The organism is Antarctobacter sp. (assembly GCF_965277915.1).
Lineage (GTDB): Bacteria > Pseudomonadota > Alphaproteobacteria > Rhodobacterales > Rhodobacteraceae > Antarctobacter.
The window spans coordinates 1,956,637-1,979,045 of record NZ_OZ255849.1 but is presented as its reverse complement, the minus strand read 5'-3'; the positions used below and the strand labels follow the sequence as shown (position 1 = coordinate 1,979,045).

Annotated in this window: 22 protein-coding genes, 1 tRNA gene and 2 pseudogenes; 8 read left to right on the top strand and 17 right to left on the bottom strand. The window is 62.2% G+C overall.

The window, feature by feature from the left end; genetic code table 11:
* The first annotated feature begins 179 nt into the window (after positions 1–179).
* Together ACQY5B_RS10470 and ACQY5B_RS10465 are read left to right on the top strand one after the other, a co-directional pair.
* A tRNA-Ser gene (locus ACQY5B_RS10470) sits at positions 180–269 on the top strand.
* A 91-nt stretch (positions 270–360) separates the two neighbouring features.
* The gene (locus ACQY5B_RS10465) at positions 361–1,731 is read left to right on the top strand and encodes a tyrosine-type recombinase/integrase (protein ID WP_420325312.1); all 1,371 of its coding nucleotides are present in this window, start codon (positions 361–363) and stop codon (positions 1,729–1,731) included.
* 582 nt (positions 1,732–2,313) lie between these two features.
* Here the strand turns inward: ACQY5B_RS10465 and ACQY5B_RS10460 are convergent.
* Complete coding sequence (locus ACQY5B_RS10460) at positions 2,314–2,892, bottom strand: recombinase family protein (RefSeq protein WP_420325313.1); 579 nt, start codon at positions 2,890–2,892, stop codon at positions 2,314–2,316.
* Between the two features lie 81 nt (positions 2,893–2,973).
* Here ACQY5B_RS10460 and ACQY5B_RS10455 point away from each other — a divergent pair, with 81 nt between their 5' ends.
* Positions 2,974–3,471, top strand: coding sequence for a BRO-N domain-containing protein (locus ACQY5B_RS10455; protein ID WP_420325314.1), 498 nt, complete (start codon positions 2,974–2,976; stop codon positions 3,469–3,471).
* 310 nt (positions 3,472–3,781) lie between these two features.
* Here the strand turns inward: ACQY5B_RS10455 and ACQY5B_RS10450 are convergent, their stop codons facing one another.
* Entirely contained in the window at positions 3,782–4,531 is a 750-nt protein-coding gene (locus tag ACQY5B_RS10450) for a ParB/RepB/Spo0J family partition protein (protein WP_420325315.1), read from the bottom strand.
* A gap of 891 nt (positions 4,532–5,422) precedes the next feature.
* On the bottom strand, positions 5,423–7,120 hold the full coding sequence (locus ACQY5B_RS10445) for a peptide ABC transporter substrate-binding protein (protein ID WP_420325316.1): 1,698 nt from the start codon (positions 7,118–7,120) through the stop codon (positions 5,423–5,425).
* Positions 7,121–7,332: 212 nt separating this feature from the next.
* On the opposite strand from ACQY5B_RS10445, the gene ACQY5B_RS10440 reads away from it, so the two are divergent.
* From ACQY5B_RS10440 to ACQY5B_RS10420, 5 genes and pseudogenes are all read left to right on the top strand, one after another.
* Positions 7,333–8,142 (top strand): MurR/RpiR family transcriptional regulator, encoded by an 810-nt coding sequence (locus tag ACQY5B_RS10440; RefSeq protein WP_420325317.1) that lies wholly within the window; start codon positions 7,333–7,335, stop codon positions 8,140–8,142.
* Positions 8,135–8,878: an N-formylglutamate amidohydrolase gene (locus tag ACQY5B_RS10435; RefSeq protein ID WP_420325318.1), complete on the top strand. Its 744-nt coding sequence runs from the start codon at positions 8,135–8,137 to the stop codon at positions 8,876–8,878. Before ACQY5B_RS10440 ends, ACQY5B_RS10435 begins: the two co-directional genes overlap by 8 nt.
* On the top strand, positions 8,875–10,143 hold the full coding sequence (locus ACQY5B_RS10430; protein ID WP_420325319.1) for an NAD(P)/FAD-dependent oxidoreductase: 1,269 nt from the start codon (positions 8,875–8,877) through the stop codon (positions 10,141–10,143). Before ACQY5B_RS10435 ends, ACQY5B_RS10430 begins: the two co-directional genes overlap by 4 nt.
* 289 nt (positions 10,144–10,432) lie before the next feature.
* Positions 10,433–10,656: pseudogene (locus tag ACQY5B_RS10425) on the top strand (tyrosine-type recombinase/integrase); the annotation flags it as partial.
* 57 nt (positions 10,657–10,713) lie between these two features.
* Positions 10,714–10,848 (top strand): annotated as a pseudogene (locus ACQY5B_RS10420) (transposase zinc-binding domain-containing protein); the annotation flags it as partial.
* 188 nt (positions 10,849–11,036) lie between these two features.
* Here the strand turns inward: ACQY5B_RS10420 and ACQY5B_RS10415 are convergent.
* The 14 genes from ACQY5B_RS10415 to yidD all read right to left on the bottom strand — a co-directional run bounded on the left by ACQY5B_RS10415 (position 11,037) and on the right by yidD (position 22,408).
* Entirely contained in the window at positions 11,037–11,969 is a 933-nt protein-coding gene (locus ACQY5B_RS10415) for a nickel/cobalt transporter (RefSeq protein WP_420325320.1), read from the bottom strand.
* Positions 11,960–12,550: a DUF1007 family protein gene (locus tag ACQY5B_RS10410; protein ID WP_420325321.1), complete on the bottom strand. Its 591-nt coding sequence runs from the start codon at positions 12,548–12,550 to the stop codon at positions 11,960–11,962. The genes ACQY5B_RS10415 and ACQY5B_RS10410 overlap by 10 nt, the downstream gene beginning before the upstream one ends.
* A 110-nt stretch (positions 12,551–12,660) precedes the next feature.
* The gene (locus ACQY5B_RS10405) at positions 12,661–13,296 is read right to left on the bottom strand and encodes a DUF1826 domain-containing protein (RefSeq protein WP_420325322.1); all 636 of its coding nucleotides are present in this window, start codon (positions 13,294–13,296) and stop codon (positions 12,661–12,663) included.
* Positions 13,293–14,504, bottom strand: a complete 1,212-nt coding sequence (locus ACQY5B_RS10400) for a GTP-binding protein (RefSeq protein WP_420325323.1) — start codon at positions 14,502–14,504, stop codon at positions 13,293–13,295. The genes ACQY5B_RS10405 and ACQY5B_RS10400 overlap by 4 nt, the downstream gene beginning before the upstream one ends.
* 105 nt (positions 14,505–14,609) lie before the next feature.
* Positions 14,610–15,611 (bottom strand): metal ABC transporter substrate-binding protein, encoded by a 1,002-nt coding sequence (locus tag ACQY5B_RS10395; RefSeq protein WP_420325324.1) that lies wholly within the window; start codon positions 15,609–15,611, stop codon positions 14,610–14,612.
* 12 nt (positions 15,612–15,623) lie between these two features.
* Positions 15,624–16,493 (bottom strand): metal ABC transporter permease, encoded by an 870-nt coding sequence (locus ACQY5B_RS10390; protein ID WP_420325325.1) that lies wholly within the window; start codon positions 16,491–16,493, stop codon positions 15,624–15,626.
* Complete coding sequence (aztA, locus tag ACQY5B_RS10385; RefSeq protein WP_420325326.1) at positions 16,490–17,233, bottom strand: zinc ABC transporter ATP-binding protein AztA; 744 nt, start codon at positions 17,231–17,233, stop codon at positions 16,490–16,492. Before aztA ends, ACQY5B_RS10390 begins: the two co-directional genes overlap by 4 nt.
* Positions 17,230–17,361, bottom strand: a complete 132-nt coding sequence (locus ACQY5B_RS10380; protein ID WP_420325327.1) for a hypothetical protein — start codon at positions 17,359–17,361, stop codon at positions 17,230–17,232. Before ACQY5B_RS10380 ends, aztA begins: the two co-directional genes overlap by 4 nt.
* Positions 17,358–17,723, bottom strand: coding sequence for a Fur family transcriptional regulator (locus tag ACQY5B_RS10375; protein ID WP_420325328.1), 366 nt, complete (start codon positions 17,721–17,723; stop codon positions 17,358–17,360). Before ACQY5B_RS10375 ends, ACQY5B_RS10380 begins: the two co-directional genes overlap by 4 nt.
* A 178-nt stretch (positions 17,724–17,901) precedes the next feature.
* Positions 17,902–19,065: an S-(hydroxymethyl)glutathione dehydrogenase/class III alcohol dehydrogenase gene (locus ACQY5B_RS10370; protein WP_305971800.1), complete on the bottom strand. Its 1,164-nt coding sequence runs from the start codon at positions 19,063–19,065 to the stop codon at positions 17,902–17,904.
* A gap of 22 nt (positions 19,066–19,087) precedes the next feature.
* On the bottom strand, positions 19,088–19,741 hold the full coding sequence (locus ACQY5B_RS10365) for a DUF1826 domain-containing protein (protein WP_420325329.1): 654 nt from the start codon (positions 19,739–19,741) through the stop codon (positions 19,088–19,090).
* A 54-nt stretch (positions 19,742–19,795) separates the two neighbouring features.
* Positions 19,796–20,266 (bottom strand): metal-independent carbonic anhydrase family protein, encoded by a 471-nt coding sequence (locus ACQY5B_RS10360; RefSeq protein ID WP_420325330.1) that lies wholly within the window; start codon positions 20,264–20,266, stop codon positions 19,796–19,798.
* Between the two features lie 43 nt (positions 20,267–20,309).
* A complete protein-coding gene (gene thrS, locus ACQY5B_RS10355; RefSeq protein WP_420325331.1) occupies positions 20,310–22,232 on the bottom strand; it encodes a threonine--tRNA ligase in 1,923 nt (640 codons plus the stop codon).
* On the bottom strand, positions 22,229–22,408 hold the full coding sequence (yidD, locus tag ACQY5B_RS10350; RefSeq protein ID WP_428400350.1) for a membrane protein insertion efficiency factor YidD: 180 nt from the start codon (positions 22,406–22,408) through the stop codon (positions 22,229–22,231). Before yidD ends, thrS begins: the two co-directional genes overlap by 4 nt.
* Position 22,409: the final 1 nt, after the last annotated feature.

Genomic DNA, 22,409 nt, shown 5'->3' with positions numbered 1-22,409 from the left:
CCCTGTTAGTGGTAGAGCAGAGCCGCGCCTACAACAACTGTCACGGAGTGTGCAGGCGGGTGGACGCCGTCACGATCACGACAACTGCGGGCTCTTTCACCGGCACGCGAAAAACTTGTGATTTGGCGGTTGCGCCCCGCTGGGGAATTGTCTAAACGCCCCTCTACCCAGACCCCCGCGGAGAGGTGCCGGAGTGGTCGAACGGGGCGGTCTCGAAAACCGTTGTCCCTTCACGGGGACCCAGGGTTCGAATCCCTGTCTCTCCGCCACTTTCTCCAAGCCGCTGATGGTAAAGGAGAAAATCGCACGATGTCCAGCAAGTCGTTGTCCATAATGGACCACACAAAGGTGGCTGCGGACATGGACTATCTCATTCAACCACGCGGACCCGGCACCGGCTGGGTTTTCCGCATGATCACGCCCAAGGAGCTGGTGGGGCTGCCAAACCCATGGACCGGGAAGCCGTTCGGGAAAGAGATCAAGCGCGGGCTGGGAACACGCCACCCGGTCGAGGCACGCAAGCAACGTGACATCGTCCTTGGCCGCGTCCGTGAGTTGGTCGCCGAGGCCACGGGAGCCAACGACCTCAGCCTTGAGTCGGCGCTAGAGTGGCGGCAGATGATCGCTGAGGACACCAGCCGCGAACAGGGCGTGGCGATGGTCCTCGAAGACAAGCTCGAACGCGCCTCCCGGCAGGGCACGCCCACAGCCCAACTGCGGAGCTTCAACAAGGTAGCGCTGGGCAAGGGCTATCTGCTGAGCAAGGCGCTGCCGATGTACCTTGCGGACCGCGCTGACGGCAGCCGGAAGGGCTTCACAACTCTCAAGCCTACCACGGTCAACAACCTCCATACTGCAGTGAAGCACCTCCGGACTTTCCTCAATGACGACGACGAGCTTGCCTGCCTCGAAGATGTGACCCCTGCCCTAGCCGAAGAGTTCCGCATCGACTACCTGCCCAACCTCACCGGTCCACGCTCACCGAAGGGCATGACTCACAAGACCGTCGCCAAGAATGTCACCCTCCTCCGGTCGCTGTGGGTGTGGGCAGTCGAAGAGAAACACCTCACGCGGCGAGGCTATGCGCAGCCTTGGGTGATCAAGAAGGGAGGCCTGCGCAAGGCCAGCAAAGCGCCAGCCTCTCGGGACTACTTCACCGCCGCCCAGGTATCCACGTTGCTGGAGCACGCCGCGCCAGGCACTCGTGAGGGGGACCTGCTGCGCCTCGCTGTGGTGACGGGGTGTCGGGCGGATGAGATCGCAACGCTGCTGAGGGAGCAGGTCGCTCCAGACGGCTCGTCCTTCACGCTGTCTGACGGCAAGACCACCAACGCCTCCCGCTTTGTGCCCGTCCCAGAGGGCGCACAAGGCCTCCTCAGGGCGCGACTAGCCCCATCCCAAGGTGGGCCGAGGTTGTTCCCAGAGTGGCCCCTCCGGCCCTCTGTGGGCAAGGTCTATGCGCTACCCCAGTGGTTCACCCGTTACCGCAGGAAACACCTTGGAGAGGAGACCAATGACAAGCTGGTGCTGCACTCCCTGCGCCACACATGGCGGACAGTCGCCCGCCGTGCCGGGATCAACGAAGCGGACATCAACGACCTTGGCGGCTGGGCCGGTGTCCGGTCCTCCAACTCAGTCTATGACCACGGCCTGCTTGAGGAGCAGCTAGCGCAGGTGCAGGAACAAATATGGGCAGAGCTTGAGCGCTCCGGCTATCTAGCTTGCTTCTAGAAGCCGGTTTCCAAGCGGTATCGCAGAGACACACCTCCTACTCAAGGCGGCCCAATCCACCCATTTCCAGCCGCTGGCGCGAGCGAAGACGCACCCCTTGTCAGAAAATGCTTGTTCGGCAAGCAGGGTCAGGCGATCATCAGGTCCAAAGGGCTGGCCACTTGGGGAATGTCGGTTCATCCGGTCATTTTTGAGAAATCTGTTGAGGGGTGCGATGAGGGCAAAGCCGTTTGTCCTTCGGGTTCTTGATCGAAGGCCATTTTTTTCGTTTGCATTCGTGTTCGCTTCGTACATTGTTTTAGCTTGGATTGCTATCACCTTGTCGAGCAGCGCGTCCAACCACGTGAGGGCGTTGGGGAGAGCATTCGAAATTCTCTTTGTGTTATGGGGGCTTGTAAGTTCGCCATTAATCGTTGCCAGAATTGTGCGGCTCTTCGAGGGTAAGTAGTTTGAACCATCATTTTGAGTCATCCGACAGAGGTAGCTGTGGCTGCTGTTCCGCCTGAATTTCATGCCCGCACCGAGATGTGAATCCCTATTGTCAACACAACCTAGAATGGGCGCATTCCAAGAACCCGTTTTTCAAGGGTTTAGCCTTTGGCGATTGCTTGGTAATCTTTCTTGTAGGACCCTGTAGACGGAGGTCCGGGCGATCCCCAGCCTCCGCGCAATTTCGGTCGCACCCAGCCCCTCGACATCCCGCAGACGTTGCACTTCCTCCACGTCGATGGACGGCTTCCGGCCTTTGTAGACCCCTTCCGCCTTGGCCCTCGAGATGCCCTCCATCTGGCGTTCCTTGCGGAGGTTCGTCTCGAACTCAGCGAACACCCCCAGCATCTGGAAGAAGGCCTTCCCTGCGGCTGTGCTCGTGTCTACAGGCTGCTCCGTGGCCTTCAACGCCACACCCTTCTCCTGCAGTTCTCTGGCGATGCTGGAAAGGTCCTCCATGGACCGGGCCAAGCGGTCGAGCCGCGTGACCACCAGCGTGTCGCCCTCCCTGAGGAACTGGAGCAGGGTCTCCAGCTCTCGCCGCCCCTCGCGCTTCGCCCCGCTGACCTTCTCCTCGCGGATGATCTCGCACCCCGACGCCCTCAGCGCGTCACGCTGCAAGCCGAGGTCTTGGTCGGTGGTCGATACCCTTGCGTAGCCGTAGGTTGCCATGGCGGACTGTCCTTTTTGCCTCTAGACCCTGATTGCGTATCGTCCCGAAATGCAGGAAGCAACCCTAAAAGGACACTCGAAGTGTTCCGTCGCAGTGTTCCGCTACGGTATACCCATGCGGAACAGGGCGGGACGGCGTCCCTCTTCGACTTCAACGGCTCCGACATCCGTGTCATCGAGATCGACGGTGAGCCGTGGTTCGTCGGCGCTGACGCTTGTCGTTCTCTCAGCCTGAAACCGCACAAGACCAACGGGTCCTTCGCCAATCACTTCCGCAGGCTGGACGATGACGAACGCCAACCTACCCCGATTGAGGGTAGGGTCATGACGGTGGTGAGCGAGGCCGGTCTCTACAAGCTGATCGCCCGCAGCAAGAAGCCCGAAGCCCGTGCGTTCGACCGCTGGGTCCGCCACGTCGTCCTGCCCGCGATCCGCAAGGACGGCGGCTACGTCATGGGCGAGGAGAAGGTGGCGACCGAGGAGGACCTCTTGGTTGCGGGCATCAAGCCCCCATGCTACGGATCAAGGCAAGGCGAGCGATGCAAAGTGGCATTGCAATCAACACCTTGCACCAGTTGACACGCAAGGAGACTGCATTGCGCACCTACACTCTTCCCTTCCGCCTGTTCCACCTGACCTTGGTCATCTGCCCGTGCTTGAGGTGGCTGCCCCCAAAGGCGAGCATGGTCCTTGACGCCCCCAAGCCGGAGGCAGAGATCTACTGCGGCAAGGTCTCGCTCCTCATCACAGGAGGGAGGATGCCCCGCGTCTGACCTGATGTTGACCGGTGGGGGCACCCCCCGTCGCTAGGGCACGGGGGGAACCGCTCGCGCGGCCCCCATCGGTTACCGCCTCAAATGTGCGCTGCAAAACTGGTCCGGTGCCTGCCCTAGAAGGGGCTTCCGTCCAGTTCTGGGTACTCATCGGCCAGCCCAAGCTCGCCCAGGTGCTCCTCAATGAGGAAGCGGAGACCCTGCCTGCCCAGCCGCTTGGCGACGACCTGCGCCGCCGCTTCGATCTGGTGCTGTGCCATGAAGCCCAACGCCTTCCCGATCTGGTCATCCAGTTGCCGTGTCTTCTCTTCAATCATGGCCTCCCGATCCTCCTGTGTGTACTCACGCTGCCCGACCCCCTCGCGCCCGTTGGCTGCCATCAAAGCGGCTTGCCAGTTTGACGGGAGGAGGTCGCCCGTCTCATGGACAGTGAGCAAGTCGCGGTAGACCCTCCTCATCGTGGCGACCGTGCGCTCCGAGATGCCCGTAACCTGCGCCGTGTCGCGCTTGCTGTACGTACCCGGTCCACAACATACCAACCGCCAAGCCGCATCGCTGCGCTCCTGTTGCGTCAGGGGCAGCCGGGTCTTGCCGTTCTCCTTGAGCGCCAGCAGTCGCGCTTCCTCAAGGCTGCAATGGTGGACGATGACAGGGATCTTGCGTGTCCATCGCGCCCGCATGTACGCCACTCGCCTGTGGTGCCCGTCGATGACGATCAGCTCCCCCGTATCCGGGTCGGGCCAAACCGCGATGGGGTCGAGCGCTTGCCCGCTCGCCGGGATCTCCGAAAGAGAGCGCACGTGGTAGTCGTCGGTCTCGCAGTGCCGATACTGGAAGACCTCGGGGCGGCAAGTGATCTCGCTCATGCGGGCATTCCGCCGAACGGTCTTGCCATGCTGTTGATTCGGCATGGTTATTCCTTGAGTTGATGTGGTTGGCAGGGGTCGAAAGAGGCTTGATCTGCCTATGCAGAATGCACGCCCTGAGGCTGCATACCCAAGGTGCCCCCATAGCCCCCCTGTAGCCGCCCGCTTGGGCCGCACCTCAGCCGCCTTTAGCCGCGCTCCTCCACCATGCCACCACCATGGACAGCACTGCCACAGGGCAGCCACAGGACGGCAGGAGGGGCAGCCTGAGAGGAACGTTAGGAGGCCTCAGGACGCGGCTCAGGGCGGCGTTTCCGCCTCTGTGATGGTGGCCCCCAATGCCTTCCACCGCCCATGACCGCAACCCTTGCGTCCCTGCTACGCCTATGTCATTTTGCGTGGTACATCACGGACAACACCAAAAATGGACATCATCAGGCGGAATACTCTTTCAGGATCAAGCACTTAGTTGGGACGGCGTAGTATCCCTGTCTCTCCGCCACACATGCTTGAATTTAATAAGAAAAAGCCGCCCACGGCGGTCACACATGCCAACGCGCCCGTTATCCCATTTGCGCTTGAACGCGAAGTGTTGCGACACGGGGGGATAACCGCCACCCCCCACACCCCGCGCAACGCATTTGAGACGATCCGCCACCGGAAACCATCATGAGGCGCTCAATGCGACCTCGCAGAGAACCATGGCCCCGGACGGACAAACCGCTCACCCGCTTGACAAAGCCGCAATCAGAGCACGCTCTACAACCGATGAAAGCGCGGGAGAGAGATAGGCATCTTCGCGCGAATTCTCCCTGTGCTGGCCGACAGCCAAGTTTCTTTGTCAGTAAAAGCGAGCGGGCTCTCATGCGCCCACCCGCTTGTTTGCTGTTATCAGTCTGCGCGATGCCAGTCCGCAATGTTCCAGATCTGGCTGTCCCAGCTGTTCATCCGCACACCCTCCAGCGATTTCGCTTTGCCGGATAGGATCCGGCGATGGACCAAGGGAATGATGGAGTAGGAACCGACGAGCAGGTCGTTCATTTCGCGTGCGATGCGCCCGCGCTCCTCCAATGTGGCTGCAGTCCGGAATTCCGCGATCAACGCTTGGTAGGGTTCCGAACAGAAACGCTGGATGTTGTTGCCCTGCCACTGGGTTGTCGGGCCCGGAATGTCGTTGCAACTCCAATTCGCCAGAAAGCTCTCGGGGTCTTGGCCCTTGGAGTTGTCTGTGTACATTTGCACGTCGGCATAGAACTTCTGCCGGGTATCAGGCGAACCGGGATCACCTCCGAAGAAGACCGAGGCGTTGATGTTGCGAAGTTCCGTCTCGACGCCGATTTCACCCCACCATTGCTTGATAAGCGCCTGGGTGTCCTGGCGGACGCCATTCGTCGAGGTCTGGTAAAGGATGGACAGTTTCACGCCGTCCTTGTCCCGGATACCGTCGCCATCGCTGTCGACCCAGCCGGCCTCGTCCAGCAGAGCGGCGGCCTCTTCGAGGTCCTGGGTTTCGCAGCCATCAAACGTCGACGATTTGTAGAGCGCGGGGGCAGGCACGACAGCGCAGCCGGGCCGACCGGCTTCACCGTACAGAACTTCGGCGATCAGGGATCGGTCGATGGCCAGCGACAACGCCTTCCCGACCCGGGGATCCGTCAGGAAAGGATGCGCCCCGCCGTCAACGGTGGATCGCTGTTCGCCAAGGTCGGGATCGGGATCCGTCTGGTTGAGGAAGAGAAACTCAACGGCCGAACCGTTGCCTGCAATGACCTCACCCGGTCCGCCTTTCATCTGGTCCAGCACGTCCGGCGGCAGTTGCAAGTTCCAGGCGTAGTCCACCTCGCCGGTTTGCAGCACTGCCCGCGCCGAAGACGCCGGATCGCCGCCGCCCTTGATCGTCACAGTGCCGAAGGCGGGCTTGTCAGGATGACGGAAATTGGGATTGGCCGAGTAGGAGATGACGTCATTGGCCTGAAAGTCATCGACCACATAGGGGCCCGTCCCGATGGGGAAGGTGTTTTCGCGGGTGCACTGGGCCACGCGCGCACCTGTGCATTCGGCGAATTGCGCCTTTTGCAGGATCGGGGCTTCTGAACTGACAAAGGCCGTGTAGGGATAAGGTTTCGGCTCAGTAAAGCTGATCTTGACCTTTCGATCATCCAACGCGACGACGTCGGCGACATTGTCGAACATCGACAGGGCCGCGCATCCGCTGGCCTCGTCGGTACAGTATTTCCAGGTAAAGATAACGTCTTCGGGTGTAACCGCTGTGCCATCCGACCACTTGAGGTCTTCTTTCAGGGTCCATGTAATGCTTGTCAGGTCCGCACTCACGTCACCGTTCTCGACGGTCGGTATCCTGGCGGCGAGGATCGGTACAAGGGCCCCCTTTTCGTCGAACCGAGCAAGCGGTTCCAGAACGAGCGAGGCCGCCTCCACCTCCTTTGCGATCCCGGACAGGTAGGGATTCATGGTTGAGGCAGCCTGCCAGTAGAGGATCCGGAGATGTCCATCGCTGCCGCGTTCGGCGCCGACAGAGACCGGCGCGAGGGCCAAAGCCGCTCCGGCCAGTATTGTGAAAATCTTCATGATCCTAGTCTCCTGTTGGGGGTCTCTTGTTCGTTTGCGCCCACCGCTTGCAGTTGCTGCAGGTCTTTGTCGATTTGTATTAAATGTTGCAAACGACCCCTTTGCTAGTCAAGATGTAACAAACAATCCAGATTCCGCCGAGTATGATGTCGTCTTCACCAGATCTCGCCACACGGCTGCGCGAGACCGCGGTTTCGACCGCCGAGCGCAAAGTGGCCGCCGCCCTTGCCGAGAATTTTCCATCGAGCGCAGTGGGGACCGTTGAGACCCTTGCCACCCGCGCGGGCGTCAGCGGTCCTACGGTCTTGCGATACCTGGCCAAGCTGGGTTTCCCGCGGTTTGCTGCGTTCCAGGCCGCGGTCTTGGAAGAAATCGAACGGCAACTTGGGTCGCCGCTGCAGCAACTGAACGAAGAGGCCGGCCGCGAAACGGAAGGTGGGCACATCTACCGCAACACCCTCTTGATGCAATCAGAGGCACTCAGGAAAGCCGCCAACCAAGTTGTCCCGGCTGAATTCGACTCGATTGTCGAACTTCTGGCCAATCCGAAGTTGCGCATCAAGGCGCTTGGCGGCCGCTACAGCCGGAACCTGGCGGAACGGCTGGTCATGCAGATGAGCCAGGTGCGTGAAGGCGTTGTCCTGCTTCGGCAGGAGGTTGGCTTTGCCTATGACGCTTTGGCAGATATCGGCACGCGCGACCTTCTGATCATCTTCGACTATCGGCGCTACCAAAAAGAATTGCTGCAATTCGCCAGAGGCGCCTCGGATGCTGGGGCTCGTATCGTTTTGATGACCGATCCCTGGCGTTCGCCGATTGCGCAACATGCACAGGCGGTTTTGACCGCCCCCGATGACACATTGTCCCCGTTCGGCTCCCGGGTCGTTCCGACCGCTCAGATAGAAGCCCTTGTTGCGGCCGTGGTCGAACGTGACCGTGACGCCGCCCGCGCGCGACTGTCCCGCATGGAGGCGCTCCGTGCCCGGCCGGGAAAAGATGACACAGAGGTTGCCAATGATTGAGCATCCCGTCGTTTTGAACCCGGAAGGCCGTTTCCCGGGATTGATCGTGGTTGACCATGCCGGCACGGATCTGCCGGAACGGTTCGGCAACCTCGGTCTTGATCCGCACTGGCAGAGAACGCATCATTTCTGCGATCTGTGGATCGACGATGTTGCGCGCCGCCTCGCAGAGGTTCTCGACGCGCCGGTCATCCTGGGCACAGTCAGCCGGCTGGTGATCGATCTGAACCGCTGGCTGGAAGATCCTCGGTCGATTCCGATGCAGATCGAGGGCATTCCTGTAACCGGCAACATCGCCATGAGCGAGGCCGAACGGCAGGCCCGTCACGACGCGATCTTCTGGCCGTATCACCGGCGACTGACCGATCTGTGGACAGGAATTGCCGACCGGCATCCAGATCCGGTCTTTCTTGCGCTGCACAGTTGCACTCGCGTCTTCGACGGCCAGCATCGCCCCTGGGACTGCGGGACGATCTGGAACGACACCCCACGGTTCTCGAACGCCCTTTTGCGCCAATTGGGGCGCGATAGCGATCTGAACCTTGGAGACAACCAGCCGTATTCCGGGCGCAATGGCGTCTACACCATCGACCGGCACACACATGGCACGGGCCACTTGGCCTGCGGCCTGGAAATCTCCAATGACCTTTTGGAAAGCTCTGCAGACCGCGCAGCCTGGTCGGGTCGGCTTGGTTCTGCGTTGACGGCGCTGGTGAGCGAAGGAATGGCCCCATGACCCTAATCAAGGCTCCGCATTATGCCGAAACTGCACCGCCCGCGCCTCCGACAGCCCCGCTGACCGAGCATATCCAGGTGGATGTCGCCATCGTCGGTGGCGGGTTCAGCGGAACGATCTCGGCACTGGAACTTTGCCGAAAGGGACTGTCAGTAGCTCTGATAGAGGCGGGCGGGATCGGCAGCGGTGGCTCTGGTCGCAACCATGGTCAATGCATCCCTGTCTTCGGATACCTTGACGCCGAGACCTTGCCCCAGGCGGGCTTCGGGCTCTTGCGCGACTCAGCACAGATCGTATTCGATCAGATCGCCGATCTGGGCATAGAATGCGACGCGGTTCAGGGCGGCTGGCTGAATGCCGCCCACAGTTCTGCGGGCCTCGAACGTGCGAAGGCGGCCCATGCAAAATATGCCGCATTGGGAAAAGCCGGACCGTTTCTGGGCCCCGATGAGGTCACCCGGCTGAGCGGCGCGCCCGGGTACCTTGGCGGCTGGGTCCACAAAGACGGCGGACACCTCAATCCCTTGGCCTATGTGCGCGGCCTTGCACGGGCTGCACAAAAGGCGGGCTGTGCGATTCATACCGGCACACCGATGACAGGGCTGCGAAAGGCCCGCTCGGGGAAGTGGATCGTGGAGACGCCTGAAGGCGAGATTTCCGCCCGCAAGGTCGGCTTGACGACCAATGCCTACGGGACGGACGCGGTCCCCGCCCGGATGCGGCACAGCCTGGTGCCACTGACCTCCTATGCTGTGGTCAGCGCACCGCTTGGGGCGGATCAGAAAGACGCCGTGCTCCCTTCCGGCGTCACCTTCAGCGACACACGGCGCGACCCGATGTTCTTTCGCGTCGATACCTCTGGTCGCATCGTCACCGGGGGTCTTGTCGAACTGCGTCGGGGCCGCAAGAGCGGACCGACGGTCGAACAGGCCACGCGCAGGTTGGCTCGGCACTATCCCGTTTTGGAAGGCTTGCAATGGGAGTACCACTGGACCGGACAGGTTGGCGTCTCTGCAAAACAGCGCCCGGCAATCTTCGAACTGGATGATGGGCTCTGGGGGCTTCTGGGCTACTGCGGGCGGGGTGTTCCGACCACCGCGGTGCTTGGGCGTGCCTTTGCCGAGACCCTGCGCGATGCGAAGGCAGGGGCCGCGCTCTGGCCACAGGACCCGCCTGCACGGATACCCCTAGCCAGGGTCATAGGTACGGCCGTCCAAAACCTGCGCGGTCCTACGAACAAGGCGAGAGATCGTTTCGATTTATAGTTGTTTTTGAGGTTATTCGTTCACAACTCCAGAAAATGTCACAAAAGGATGGCACGTTCGCACTTCTAAAAGCCGCGACGGCCGCAGTTGGTCGGCGATCCCGGTAGCATCGTAGATCCTATGCAGATTTCGAGTTTCCGCAGCAGGCTCCTGACGGTGGATAAAAGCCAGCCCCCCCTGCCCTTGACGTACGTTTACTACTGCCTCGGGCATTGAATTGCTCCGCAATGGCCCGGCGAGAAGTGCGCACTTCGGAACGGATTGAGGCGGTGACCGGGGCAAGATCCAGGGCAAGCCCAAAATCAACCCGCTATCGCCGCGCCGGTTGAACGGGCGTTCACCTCGGCCAAGCACATGGCGAGGATAAAGAAAGCGGCAACGCTGCCCACGCTTCACCACAGCTTCGCGACCCATCTGCTGGAGGCGAATTCGGAGGTGCGGGTGATCCAGGTGCAGCTCGGCCACGCCAAGCTGACGAACCACTGCGCGTTATGCCATGTGGCCACCATCACATCGCCTATGGCTCTTGCAAGATACCGATGCCCGACAGGTGTATTGCGAGGCAATGTCCCGAAAGGGAGGCATTGCCCGAAGTGTCAGGGACCGGCGGTGCCCGACTGGATGGCGGCGCGCGCGGACGAATTGCTGCCGGTCGAGTGTTTCGACGTGGTCTTCACGTTGCCAGCCGAGGTCGCGCAAGTCGCCTGTTTGATCGAGCGGCAGCCTCACTACGGTTTCGAAGAAGCTACGCTGGCCCGGAGATCATCGCCGGTTGCTGCCTTTACGGAATGACGGTCGAAAATACCGCCCGTTTTCCGTCACACAGCAAGACCGCACATATCGAAGCCCGACCACCGCAAAGCAAGCTGTAGAAAACGAACGCAGAATCAGGGCTACCTCAACCCAAACAGAAGCAAGCTGATCCAGACAATAAGCCCCCCGGCAAAGGCCTGTAGCATGGGGAATGCAAGCGCCATCGCGCCGGCCCGATCCGCGGTTGCCCAGGTCATGCCGCGTGCGAAGGTACTGGAAACCGCCACCAGGCTGGTGAGTGCCGCGGTGCCCATGCCCATCACCATGACAGCGGCGGCGCCTGCGGTGCGGATCTCCATCTGCCAGGCAATCACCAAGAGGAAGATCGCGCCGGTACAGGGCCGTACCGCAATGCTTCCGACAAGCGCCAGCGCTTCGCGGAACGATGTCAGTTCAGAGACCTCTTGCGGCGTTGGCCCATGAGCATAACAGCCGCAGGCCCCGTGACCTTCGTGGACATGCTCATGTTGCCGGTTCTCCTCATGCCCATGATGCGCCTGCCGGTTTTCGTGGCGGCGGCCCGCCTGTCGACGGGCAAGGCCACGCACTCCGCGCCAGACCAGCACCAGACCGACCGAACCGATGGCGAGATAGCTGGCGGGGGCCAGAATATCCTCGGCCAATGCAGTCATGCGACGGGCCGACAGCTCAAACAGGGAAAACCCGCCATACACCAGCACAATAGCCCAAATCGCCTGGGCCAGGCTTGATGCAAGTGCCAGTCCCAAAAGCCGGGCGGTTGGTACAGAGGTTCCCAAGCCGACACCCCCGATCAGGTACTTGCCATGACCGGGTCCTACTGCATGGACGAAACCGTAGGATCCCGCCGCCGTCATCAGGGCGATCCAGGCCCCGGGTTGTCCGGTTTGCAGGGCGCGAACCGCGCGTGCCAAATCCGTCTGGAAGGCGCGCTGCCGTTGGGACGCCCAGGCCGCAAGGCTGGAGGTGTCGATCAGCATCGTCACGATGGCCAAGCTGGCCACGATCGCGACACAGGCAAGGATCAGCCGCATGTCAATGAAATCCGGTCAGCAAAGAGCGCGCCCACGTTGGCGATTTTCGGGGTTTCTTCCCGGTCCAGCGCCGCCAGGTCTGCCAACAGGCCGTCGGGCGCAGTCTCGGGATCGAAGCGAATGACCTTGGCGGCGCAGGCCGATTGTGCGGGCAAAATCCTTGGGGCGTTGGTGATGGAGAAGGCAAAGAAATAGGTGCTTTCGTAGAAGCCCACGTCGACCGACCGGCCGGCCAATGACACCGGAGTGGACAAGGGGCGGGTGAACGTCATCTGCAGGCGTCCGTCGATCACCTGCGCGTCGAGGCCCTGGGGCCAGTCAAGCGGCACCGGCAAGCCGTCAACGGACAAATGGGCCGAACCATCGAAATCCTCTGGCCAGTTGCTGAGGTGCCGGATCAACGCTTGGCGGTCGGAGTTGTCCAAGCCGCCCGAGCTGTCTAGTCTCAAACCTGCCTCGGCGATCATGTAGAGGGTTTCGAATTCATCGTAGAGCCAGGTGACCTGCAGCGCCTCGAGGATGTCCCCGTCCCGCATGGCAAAATCGACGCCCCCGTCGATCCACACATGAGGATGGGCCACGACCGGCCCCGCGACCGCAAGGGCCGCGAGACCAAACAGTGCCCATGATCTGCGTGCAATGCGCAAGGTTCAGGTTCTTTCGGCAGGTTGCGATCTCAGGTTGCCTTGCATCACACCTCTTCCTCCGGATCATCGACCGGATCGAGCACGAGCACGGCGCGTGTCTCGCCCGTGCCTTCGATCGGGGGAGAACGATGCAACAGTCCAGAGCGCGGATGCTCGGGCCACAATGTGCCGCGCAAGACGATCGGAGACCCGGTCGGGACAGTAAAAACCTTTTGCGGATCCGCACCGTCCGGCGAGATGGCGTATTGCGTGCCGGTGCCGCGGTAGGTGCAGACCAGCCGCGCCGTCACAGCGTCGATATGGAACTTGCGGCAGGCGTTCGTCGTGACAACGTCAAACCGCAAACGCAACCACCTGGCGCGCATGAGATCCGAAAAGGTGTCGGCAAGCGCCGCCACGTCGTCCACCAGGCGGTCCCGTTCGACATCTTCCGGCATCCCGGACGCTGCGCAGATCTGAGAGGCTGCGTCGCGAACGGCTTCGGGCCGAAGGAAGACACGGGCGCGCGGAAGCTGCGAAGGGTCGAGCGCGTCAATCCATGCCTGAAACGTCGGCATGGGCTGTCGTCGCCAGATCGCCGCGGCGCAACCCGGACGGTGGATCGCTGCAAGCCCTTCGGGTGTATCCGCGACCGCAACGCCAATCGCGGCATCCTTGACCGTTGTGCGGACCAGATTCATGCCGCAGCCTCGGCGAGACGCCAAAGCGGGAAGGGATCAGGCAGGTTCGGCAGGCTGTCCGGCCCGGCGGCGGCAACTTCGGGCAACAGCGCTGCGTCGAGCGCGGACTTCAGCGCGGGCCAGTCGATGCCGGCCCCGATAAAGACGATCTCCTGCCGTCGGTCGCCCCAAGGCTCCTGCCAATGCGCCTGCAAATAGGCGCGGGCGCTGTCGTGATCAGGCCAGCGTTCCTTCGGGACGGTCGCCCACCATGTGCCCAGCGGCTTGACCGAGGACAGCGCCCCGGCAAGCGAGAACTCGGCCACCCAGTCGGGCCTCGTGGCGATCCAGAAATGCCCTTTGGCCCGGATCACACCGGGCATGTCGCCATTCAGGACCGCCATGATCTTTTCTGGCACAAAGGGCCGCCGCGCACGGTAGACAAAGCTGGTGACGCCGTATTCCTCGGTCTCGGGCACGTGGTCGGCAAAGCCATAAAGCTCCTTGGCCCACATCGGGTGCTCATGCGCCTTTTCAAAATCAAAGAGCCCCGTGTCGAGGATCGCTTCGCTCGCCACTTCGGAATGGTTGGTTTCGATGATCTGCGCGTCGGCGTTCAGGCTGCGGATGATCTTGCGCGCCGCGTCGGTGCGTTCCGGCCCGGCATCGGCCACCTTGTTGAGGATCACCACGTCGGCGAATTCGATCTGTTCGACCAGCAGGTTGACCAGCGTGCGCTCGTCGTCCTCGCCCAGGGTTTCGCCCCGATCCCGCAGGAAGTCGTGGCTGGAATAGTCATTCAGCAGGTTCACAGCGTCGACCACCGTCACCATGGTGTCGAGCCGCGCCACGTCGGACAGGCTGTCGCCGTACTCGTCGCGGAAATCAAAGGTGGCAGCAACAGGCAGCGGCTCGGAAATGCCGGTGGATTCGATCAGAAGGTAGTCAAAACGACCCTCGGCAGCCAGCTTGCGGACCTCATCCAGCAAGTCGTCACGCAGGGTACAGCAGATGCAGCCGTTGGACATCTCAACCAAGGTCTCGTCGGTGCGCGACAGTTCGGTGTCGGCGCGCACGAGGTCGGCGTCGATGTTGACCTCGGACATGTCGTTGACGATCACGGCGACGCGGCGGCCTTCGCGGTTGTTCAGGACCCGGTTCAGTAGCGTTGTCTTGCCCGCACCAAGAAAACCGGAGAGGACGGTGACGGGAAGGCGGGTGTCTGTCATGGGATGGATACCTCTACGGGGATTTTCAGGTCGGCTGCGGCCAACCGATTGTGACCAGGTGCGCGGCGCACGCCGAGGCATGCGCCGCCGCGACGACCGGTCCGCTTACGACCCCAGCGCCTGCGCCAATGTCTTTGCATTGTGGCGCATCATGTCGAGGTACGTCGGTGCCGGTCCGTCAGGGCCGGAGAGCGCGCCGGGGTAGAGCGTGCCGCCGATGGTCGCGCCGGTCTCGTTTGCGATCTGCTGCAGCAGACGGCTGTCCGCGATGTTTTCGATGAAGACCGCCGAAATGCCTTGGTCGCGCATCTGCTCGATGAGGTGGGCGACATCTTGGGCCGAGGCTTCGGATTCCGTGCTGAGGCCCTGAGGTGCAAGGAAGGTCAGCCCGTAGTCGCGACCGAAATACTGAAAGGCGTCGTGGCTGGTGACAACGGTCCGGCGATCCGCGGGCAGTTCGGCGACGATGGCGCGAATTTCGGCATCCAGCGCCTCGATCTCCGCGACATAGGCCGCGCGGTTCTGATAGAAGGTCGCTGCATTTTCCGGATCGGCTTGCGCCAGCGCCGCGGTGATATTGTCCACGTAGATCACAGCGTTGCGCAAACTCTGCCAGGCGTGCGGGTCGAAGGCGCCATGGTGGTGATCGTCATGATCGTCGTGGTCGTCATGATGAGCATCTTTCGCGTGCTCGTCGCCGTGGTCATCATGGTGATCATGGTCATCATGATCGTCATGGTGATCGTCCTCAAAGGCGATCGGCTCGATCCCGGTAGTTGCCACAACCCGCGCCCCATCAAAATCCGAGGCGTCGACCAGACGATCCAGCCACCCCTCGAACTCCAGCCCGTTGACAACAAGCACCTGCGCTTCGCTGACCGAGCGTGCCGCTGCGGGGGTCGGTTGATAGACATGGGCGTCACCATCCGGACCGACCAGGGTGGTCACGTTGACGAACTCACCGCCAATACGCTCGACCATGTCGCCGAGGATCGAAAAAGTCGCGACGACGCGGGTCGGCTCGGCCGTCTGCGCGGCAACGGGACCGCCCAGTGACAACGCGACCATCGCGGCGGCGGATTTCAGAAAGCTTCTGCGAGTGGTCATGAATTTTTCCTTTCAGACTTCGAAGTGACGGCGCGGCAGAGCCTGCGCGATTAGGCCGCCCACCGGTCCGAAGACCAGCGACACCCCGTAGGCAATGCCCGCCACGAGGATGATCGCCGGCCCGGATGGCAGGCTGTAATGGTAAGACAAGAGAAGGCCGATCAGGCTTGACGCGATGGCGATGATGATCGCGATCAGGACCAGACCGCCGATGCCGGCCGCCCAGAACCGCGCGGCCGCGGCGGGCAGGATCATGATGCCCACCGCCATCAGCGTGCCAAGCGCGTGAAAGCCGCCGACGAGGTTCATGACAACCAGCGCGAGGAAGGTGAAATGCGTGACCGCGCTCAGCCCGCTGACAGAGCGCAGGAATTGCGGATCGGCACATTCCAGCACCAGTGGCCGGAACAGCAGCCCGAGGACCAGAACCGACAGGCTGGCAAACGCGCACAACAGGATCAGCGCCGCATCATCCAGCGCCAGAACCGTGCCAAAGAGGACATGCATCAGGTCCACGTTGCTGCCGCGTGTGGACACGATCAGAACGCCAAGCGCGAGACTGATCAGGTAGAAAGCAGCCAGGCTGGCATCTTCGCGCAGGGCGGTCACGCGGGTCACAAAACCCGACAGCAGCGCCACCGCCATCCCGGCGATCAACCCGCCAATGGTCATCGCGCCCAGCGACAGGCCCGACACCAAGTAGCCAACCGCCGCGCCAGGCAGGATCGCATGTGCCATGGCGTCTCCGGTCAGGCTCATCCGGCGCAACATCAGGAACACACCCACCGGTGTGGCGCCGACCGAGATCGCGATGCAGCCAAGCAGCGCCCGACGCATGAAACCGAAATCGGCGAAGGGTTGAAAAACCGCGTCCCAGATCATGCCGCGCTCCGTCCGCAGACATGGGGCGGGCCGTCGCAGGCCTCGCACATCTGGCGCGCGCGGAACTGGTTCTCGGCCGTCAGCACCTCATGCGTCGGCCCATGGGCCACCAGTTCCCGCGCCAACAAGAGCGTGCGTGGAAAATGGGCCCGGACCATATCGTAATCGTGCAGCACGGTCAGGACCGTGCGCCCCTCTTCGTGCCAGCCTTCGATCACGGCGATCAGGTCGGCCATGGTGCGTGCGTCGATCGCCGCAAAGGGTTCATCAAGCAAGACCAGCTGTGCATCCTGCAACAGCAGCCGGGCAAAGAGCGCCCGCTGCATCTGACCACCAGACAGCGATCCGATGGGCCGGGTTTCAAAGCCGGTCAGCCCGACGGCGGCGACTGCGGTTTCGACGCGGGGCTTCTGTTTCCGGCCCAGCCCGCCAAAGGCACCGATTTCGCGCCACAATCCCATCGATACCAAGTCCAGAACCGTAAGCGGGAAGCTGCGGTCGATGTCGGCTTGCTGTGGCAGGTAAGCGATGTCGTCGCGGTTCAGCCCGCCAAGGGTCACGCTGCCGCCGAGCGGTGACAAGGTGCCCATCACCCCCTTGAGCAGGGTCGATTTGCCAGCCCCGTTCGGCCCGACAACAGCGGTCAGGCTGCCTGCACCGATCTCGGTCTGCAGGTGGTGCACGGCTGGATGCCGGTCATACCCCAGCGTCAGATCCCGAAACGCAATTGCAGTGGTCATGTTGGCCCCGGCGTGGCTGTGGCCCAGAAGAATCCGGCCCAAAGAAGCGCCACAACCAGCGCCGCACAGCCCAGTCGCGGCCCGGCGCCCAGAAGAAGCAGGCGCAGGATCGGCCATTGATCGATCATGGGGATACCTCTTCGTTTTCGCAGGAGGCACATTGGCCACGGAGTTCAATCACATGGCGCACGGGTCTGAAGCCCGAGCGCCCCGCCAGCGTCGACAGTGCCTCAAGAACTTCTGGCGCCGCGGCTTCCTCAACCTGTCCGCACTCGTCGCAGATCGACAGAACCGCGCTGTGATCCTGTTGCCCCGAACGGCAGGCGATAAACGCGTTCAGGGATTCGAGCTTATGCACTCGGCCCGCTTTGATCAGCGCCGCCAGCGCCCGATAGATCGTTGTCGGTGCCATCTTTGGCGTCGCGCGCCGCATCTCTGCCAGAACCTTGTAGGCGGACAGGGGCGCACCCTCGCGGCGCAGAATGGCCAAGACGTCTCTCTGCACCTGTTGTCCCCGCGTGTTCACAGACATGCCTCCTGAAATGCCCGAGACGGTTGCTACGTTATAACATTACATTACGCAAGAGCGATCAGCACACAGGCGCGACGCATTTCACCACAAGAGCGGGGGCGCTCCCGCCCCCGAAAACCTGTTCTTCGAGACGCACTTACTCGGGCACCAGTACCCCGGGCAGCGAGTTCACAGTCATGGTTTCGTCCGGCCGGAAGTGGATCACGGAGCGAATAGAGTCCCCTGCTTTAAGCAAATCGAAGGCAGTATTGATCTGGTCATGGGTCATGTGGTGCGTGATGTAGGGATCGACGCTGAATTCGCCGCGCAGCCATTCGTCGACCATGCCCGGCAGTTCGCTTCGGCCCTTGACCCCGCCAAAGGCAGTGCCGCGCCAGACACGGCCGGTGACCAATTGGAAGGGACGGGTCGAAATCTCTTGGCCCGCGCCCGCAACACCAATCACCGTGCACTCTCCCCACCCCTTGTGACAGGACTCAAGCGCAGCGCGCATCAGGTCCACGTTCCCGACCGCTTCGAAGGTGTAATCCAGCCCGCCATCCGTCAATTCCACCAGCACATCCTGGATCGGGGCGTCGTAATCCTTGGGATTGATGCACTCGGTCGCACCGAGTGCCTTGGCCAGCAGGAACTTCGACGGATTGATGTCGATGCCCATGATCCTTGACGCACCGCTCATGACTGCGCCTTGGATTACCGCCATGCCGACCGCGCCAAGGCCAAAGACTGCAACGGTTGCACCGGCCTCGACCTTGGCGGTGTTGCGCACAGCGCCCATGCCGGTGGGCACGGCGCAGCCCATCACGGATGCCTTCGACAATGGCGCGTCCTTGGATATCTTGGCGACCGAGATTTCAGGCAGCACGGTGTATTCGCTGAATGTGCTGGTGCCCATGTAATGCTTGATTTCCCGTCCCTTGTAGGAAAAGCGCGAGGTGCCGTCGGGCATGACGCCGGCGCCTTGGGTCTTGCGAATTGTCTGGCAAAGGTTGGTCTTGCCGGACTGGATGTATCGGCAGTTCGGATCCTCGGGAATGTAAAGCGGGATCACGTGATCGCCCGGTTTGACCGAGGTCACACCGGGGCCGATTTCCTCGACGACACCGCAGCCTTCATGGCCGAGAACACAGGGAAAGAGCCCCTCGGGGTCTTCGCCCGACAGGGTGAACACGTCTGTGTGGCACAGGCTGGTGGTGACGATCCGGACGAGGACCTCGCCCTCCTTCGGGCCTTCGAGGTCGATTTCTTCGATTTCCAGCGGCTGGTTCGGCGCCCAGGCGATGGCAGCGCGAGTCTTCATGATTGTGCCCCCTGTGTTGATTTCAGTGCATGAATCCGGTGTTGGTTGCTTGTGCCGGGTCATCGACAGGGTCGAGCACGAGGACGAACCGAACCCTGCCTGTGCCCTCGATCGGCGGAGACCTGTGCAGAAGTCCGGACAGCGGCTTTTCGGGCCAATGGGTGCCGCGCAGCACAATGGGCGCGCCGGTTGGCACCGCGTGGATCCGATGCGGCGCGGTGCCCGTGACGGCGGTGCCATATTGCGTGCCGGGGCCGCGGTAGGTGCAGATCAGCCGTCCGGTCACGGCATCCAGATGAAACTTGCGGCAGGCGTTGCCGGTAACGGTTTCCAGCCGCAGGCGCACGTACTTCACCCGCATGACATCGGCAAAGATCGCCGCAAGGGCCGAGACATCTTCGATCAGCAGGTCGCGTTCCGGCCCCTCGGGCGTGCCATGCGCCTCTGCCATATTGAGCAAGGCCGCGCCCACCATTTCGGCGCGCAGGACAATCCGCGCGCTTGGCAACTGCTCGGGCGGGAGAGCATCGATCCAGGACTGAAACCGCGTCGTTGGCTTGCGCTGCCAGATCGTTGCGGCGCAGGAGGGCCGGCGAATGGCCGCGATTGCATCCGGCGTTTCCGCACGGAAGATAGCATTGCCCGCGTCTTCGAATATGTCCTGATAATACGTCATCTCGCCTCCTGAAGTGCTGTCCCGTCGCGTGAGTGTCCTGCCTTGATCCCGGGCCTATGGCTGAAACGGCAGGGACGAATGGTGCAGCACGATGCGCAACACACCGTTGGCGTCCCGCTTGTAGCCAAAGCTCTTGTCGACCGTGGTGTCGTTGCCGTCGCGGTCGGTCAGGGTGACCCAGCCCATCCACATCGCGACATCGCCCTCGATGAATTCGGCCGAGGTCACGCTGTCCATCGCGCGCCAGCCGCGGATCGCAAACCCGGCATCGCGCGGGTAATCGTCGGAATGGCCGCAGAAATAGGCCAGTGCGCCCTCTTTGGTCGGGCGAAAGGTCTGTTCGCCGCTAGCCATGGTGGGTTTGAACAGCACCGGGCCGAGGTTGTAGCCGTAATTCGCGTCCAGGTGCGCCGTTGCGGCTGCGCGCGCCGCCTCGATTCCGCCATCCTCGAAGGCCTTGGAGATGGCGATTTTCTGCGCGCCCCACGTGGTGCGTGCAGCCAGAAGATCTCGTGATGTAATCAAGGGTCTTTCCTTCCGTGTCGTGTCAGATTGGGTGTCGGGGGGCTCAACTGTCGCTGCACGGCGCCTGCGCCTCGGCCACCAAACGGGACACGACCTCGGTCAGGGCAAGCGTCTGCGTTTCATCGGTGCCGTGCCGGCGCAGCGTGACGGTCCGGTCCTCGGCCTCGCGTGCGCCGAGGGCGATCTGAACCGGCACTTTCTTCAGCGCATGTTCGCGCACCTTGTAGCCAATCTTTTCGTTACGCGTGTCACGCTCTACCCGCAGGCCCGCCTTGCGCATCGTTTCGGCCACCTCGACCGCCCAATCGTCCGCCGCGCCAGTCACGGTCGCCACCACCGCCTGCACCGGCGCGAGCCAGAGCGGCAGGTGGCCGGCGTGATGTTCGATCAGGATGCCGGTGAAGCGTTCGAGCGAGCCGAAGAGCGCGCGGTGCAGCATGACGGGGGGCAGTTTTTCGCCCGAGGCCGCGACATAGGTGGTGCCAAAGCGTTCCGGCAGGTTGAAATCGACCTGAAGGGTGCCGCATTGCCAATCCCGCCCGATGGCGTCGCGCAGCACGTGTTCCAGTTTCGGCCCGTAAAAGGCACCCTCGCCTTCGAAAATCGTATAGGGATGCCCGGCCTTGTCGAGCGCCGTGCGCAACGCCTCTTCGGACCGGTCCCAGCTTTCGTCGCTGCCGATCCGGTTTTCGGGGCGGGTCGAAAGCTTGATGCGCACGTCCTCGAACCCGAAATCGCGATAGATGGACAGAACCAGATCGTTGACCTTCAGACATTCCTCGGTCAGTTGTTCGGGCGTGCAATAGATATGCGCGTCGTCCTGGGTAAAGCTGCGCACCCTGAGAAGCCCGTGAAGCGCGCCCGACGGTTCATACCGGTGCACCTTGCCGAACTCGGCGATCTTCAGCGGCAGATCACGATAGCTTTTGACCCCCTGACCATAGATCAGCATGTGCCCGGGGCAGTTCATCGGTTTCAGCGCATAGTCGCGGTCGTCCTCGGTGGTGGCGAGGAACATGTTCTCGCGGTAGTTCTGCCAGTGACCCGAGGTTTCCCACAGAGCACGGTCCATGATGTCGGGCGAATTGACCTCGACATAGCCCGCCGCTTCCTGCCGGGTGCGCATATAGCCGATCAGGGTCTGGAACAGCCGCCAGCCGTTGGGGTGCCAGAACACCGACCCGGGCGCGACCTCTTCGAAGTGAAACAGGTTCATCTCGCGCCCGAGACGGCGGTGATCGCGTTTCTCGGCCTCGGCCATCATGGTCATGTGCGCGTCAAGCGCTGCCTTGTCGGCGAAGGCCACGCCGTAAATGCGGCTCAGCATCTTGTTGTTGCTGTCGCCGCGCCAGTAGGCGCCGGCCACATGCGTCAGTTTGAAGGCACTGCCTGCGTCGCCGGTGTGGCGCATGTGCGGGCCGCGACACAGGTCGAGCCAGTCGCCCTGGCGGTAGATGGTGACCGGCTCACCCTCTGGGATCGCATCGAGCAGGGCCAGCTTGTAAGTCTCACCCGCGGCCTCGAAATGCGCCTGCGCCTGATCGCGGGTCCATTCTTCGCAGGTGAAGGGCCTGCGCGCCTTGATGATCTCGCGCATCTTCTTTTCGATGACGGGCAAATCCTCGGGCGTGAAGGGCGTTTCGCGGTCGAAGTCATAGTAGAACCCATGCGCGATGGCCGGTCCGATGGCGGCTTTCGTGCCGGGCCAAAGCGCCTGCACCGCCTCGGCCAGCACATGGGCGAGGTCGTGGCGGATCAGGTCCGGCGCGCGGGGATCGTCGCGCGACATCAACTCCACCTCGGCACCATCAGGCAACGGTGCTGACAGATCTCGTATCTCCCCTTCGACCACCACCGCCACGGCGCGTTTCGCAAGGCTCGGGCTGATGGCCGCGGCAAGGTCGGCGGCGGTGCTGGACTTAGGCAAGGCGCGGGACGCCCCGTCAGGTAGGCGGACGTGGATCATTTCGTGTTCTTTCGATTCGAGAGAGGGGACACCAGATCATATCCAGTGCCGCCCAAAGGAGTGCAGCGGACAAGGCGCCGGAGGGTCAGCCAAAGGCCGCGCAGCGGGGCGTGGGTCTTCAGCGCTTCGGTGGAATTGGTGAAGTCGTTTGGTTGAAACCGACAGGGCTGGCCCAAC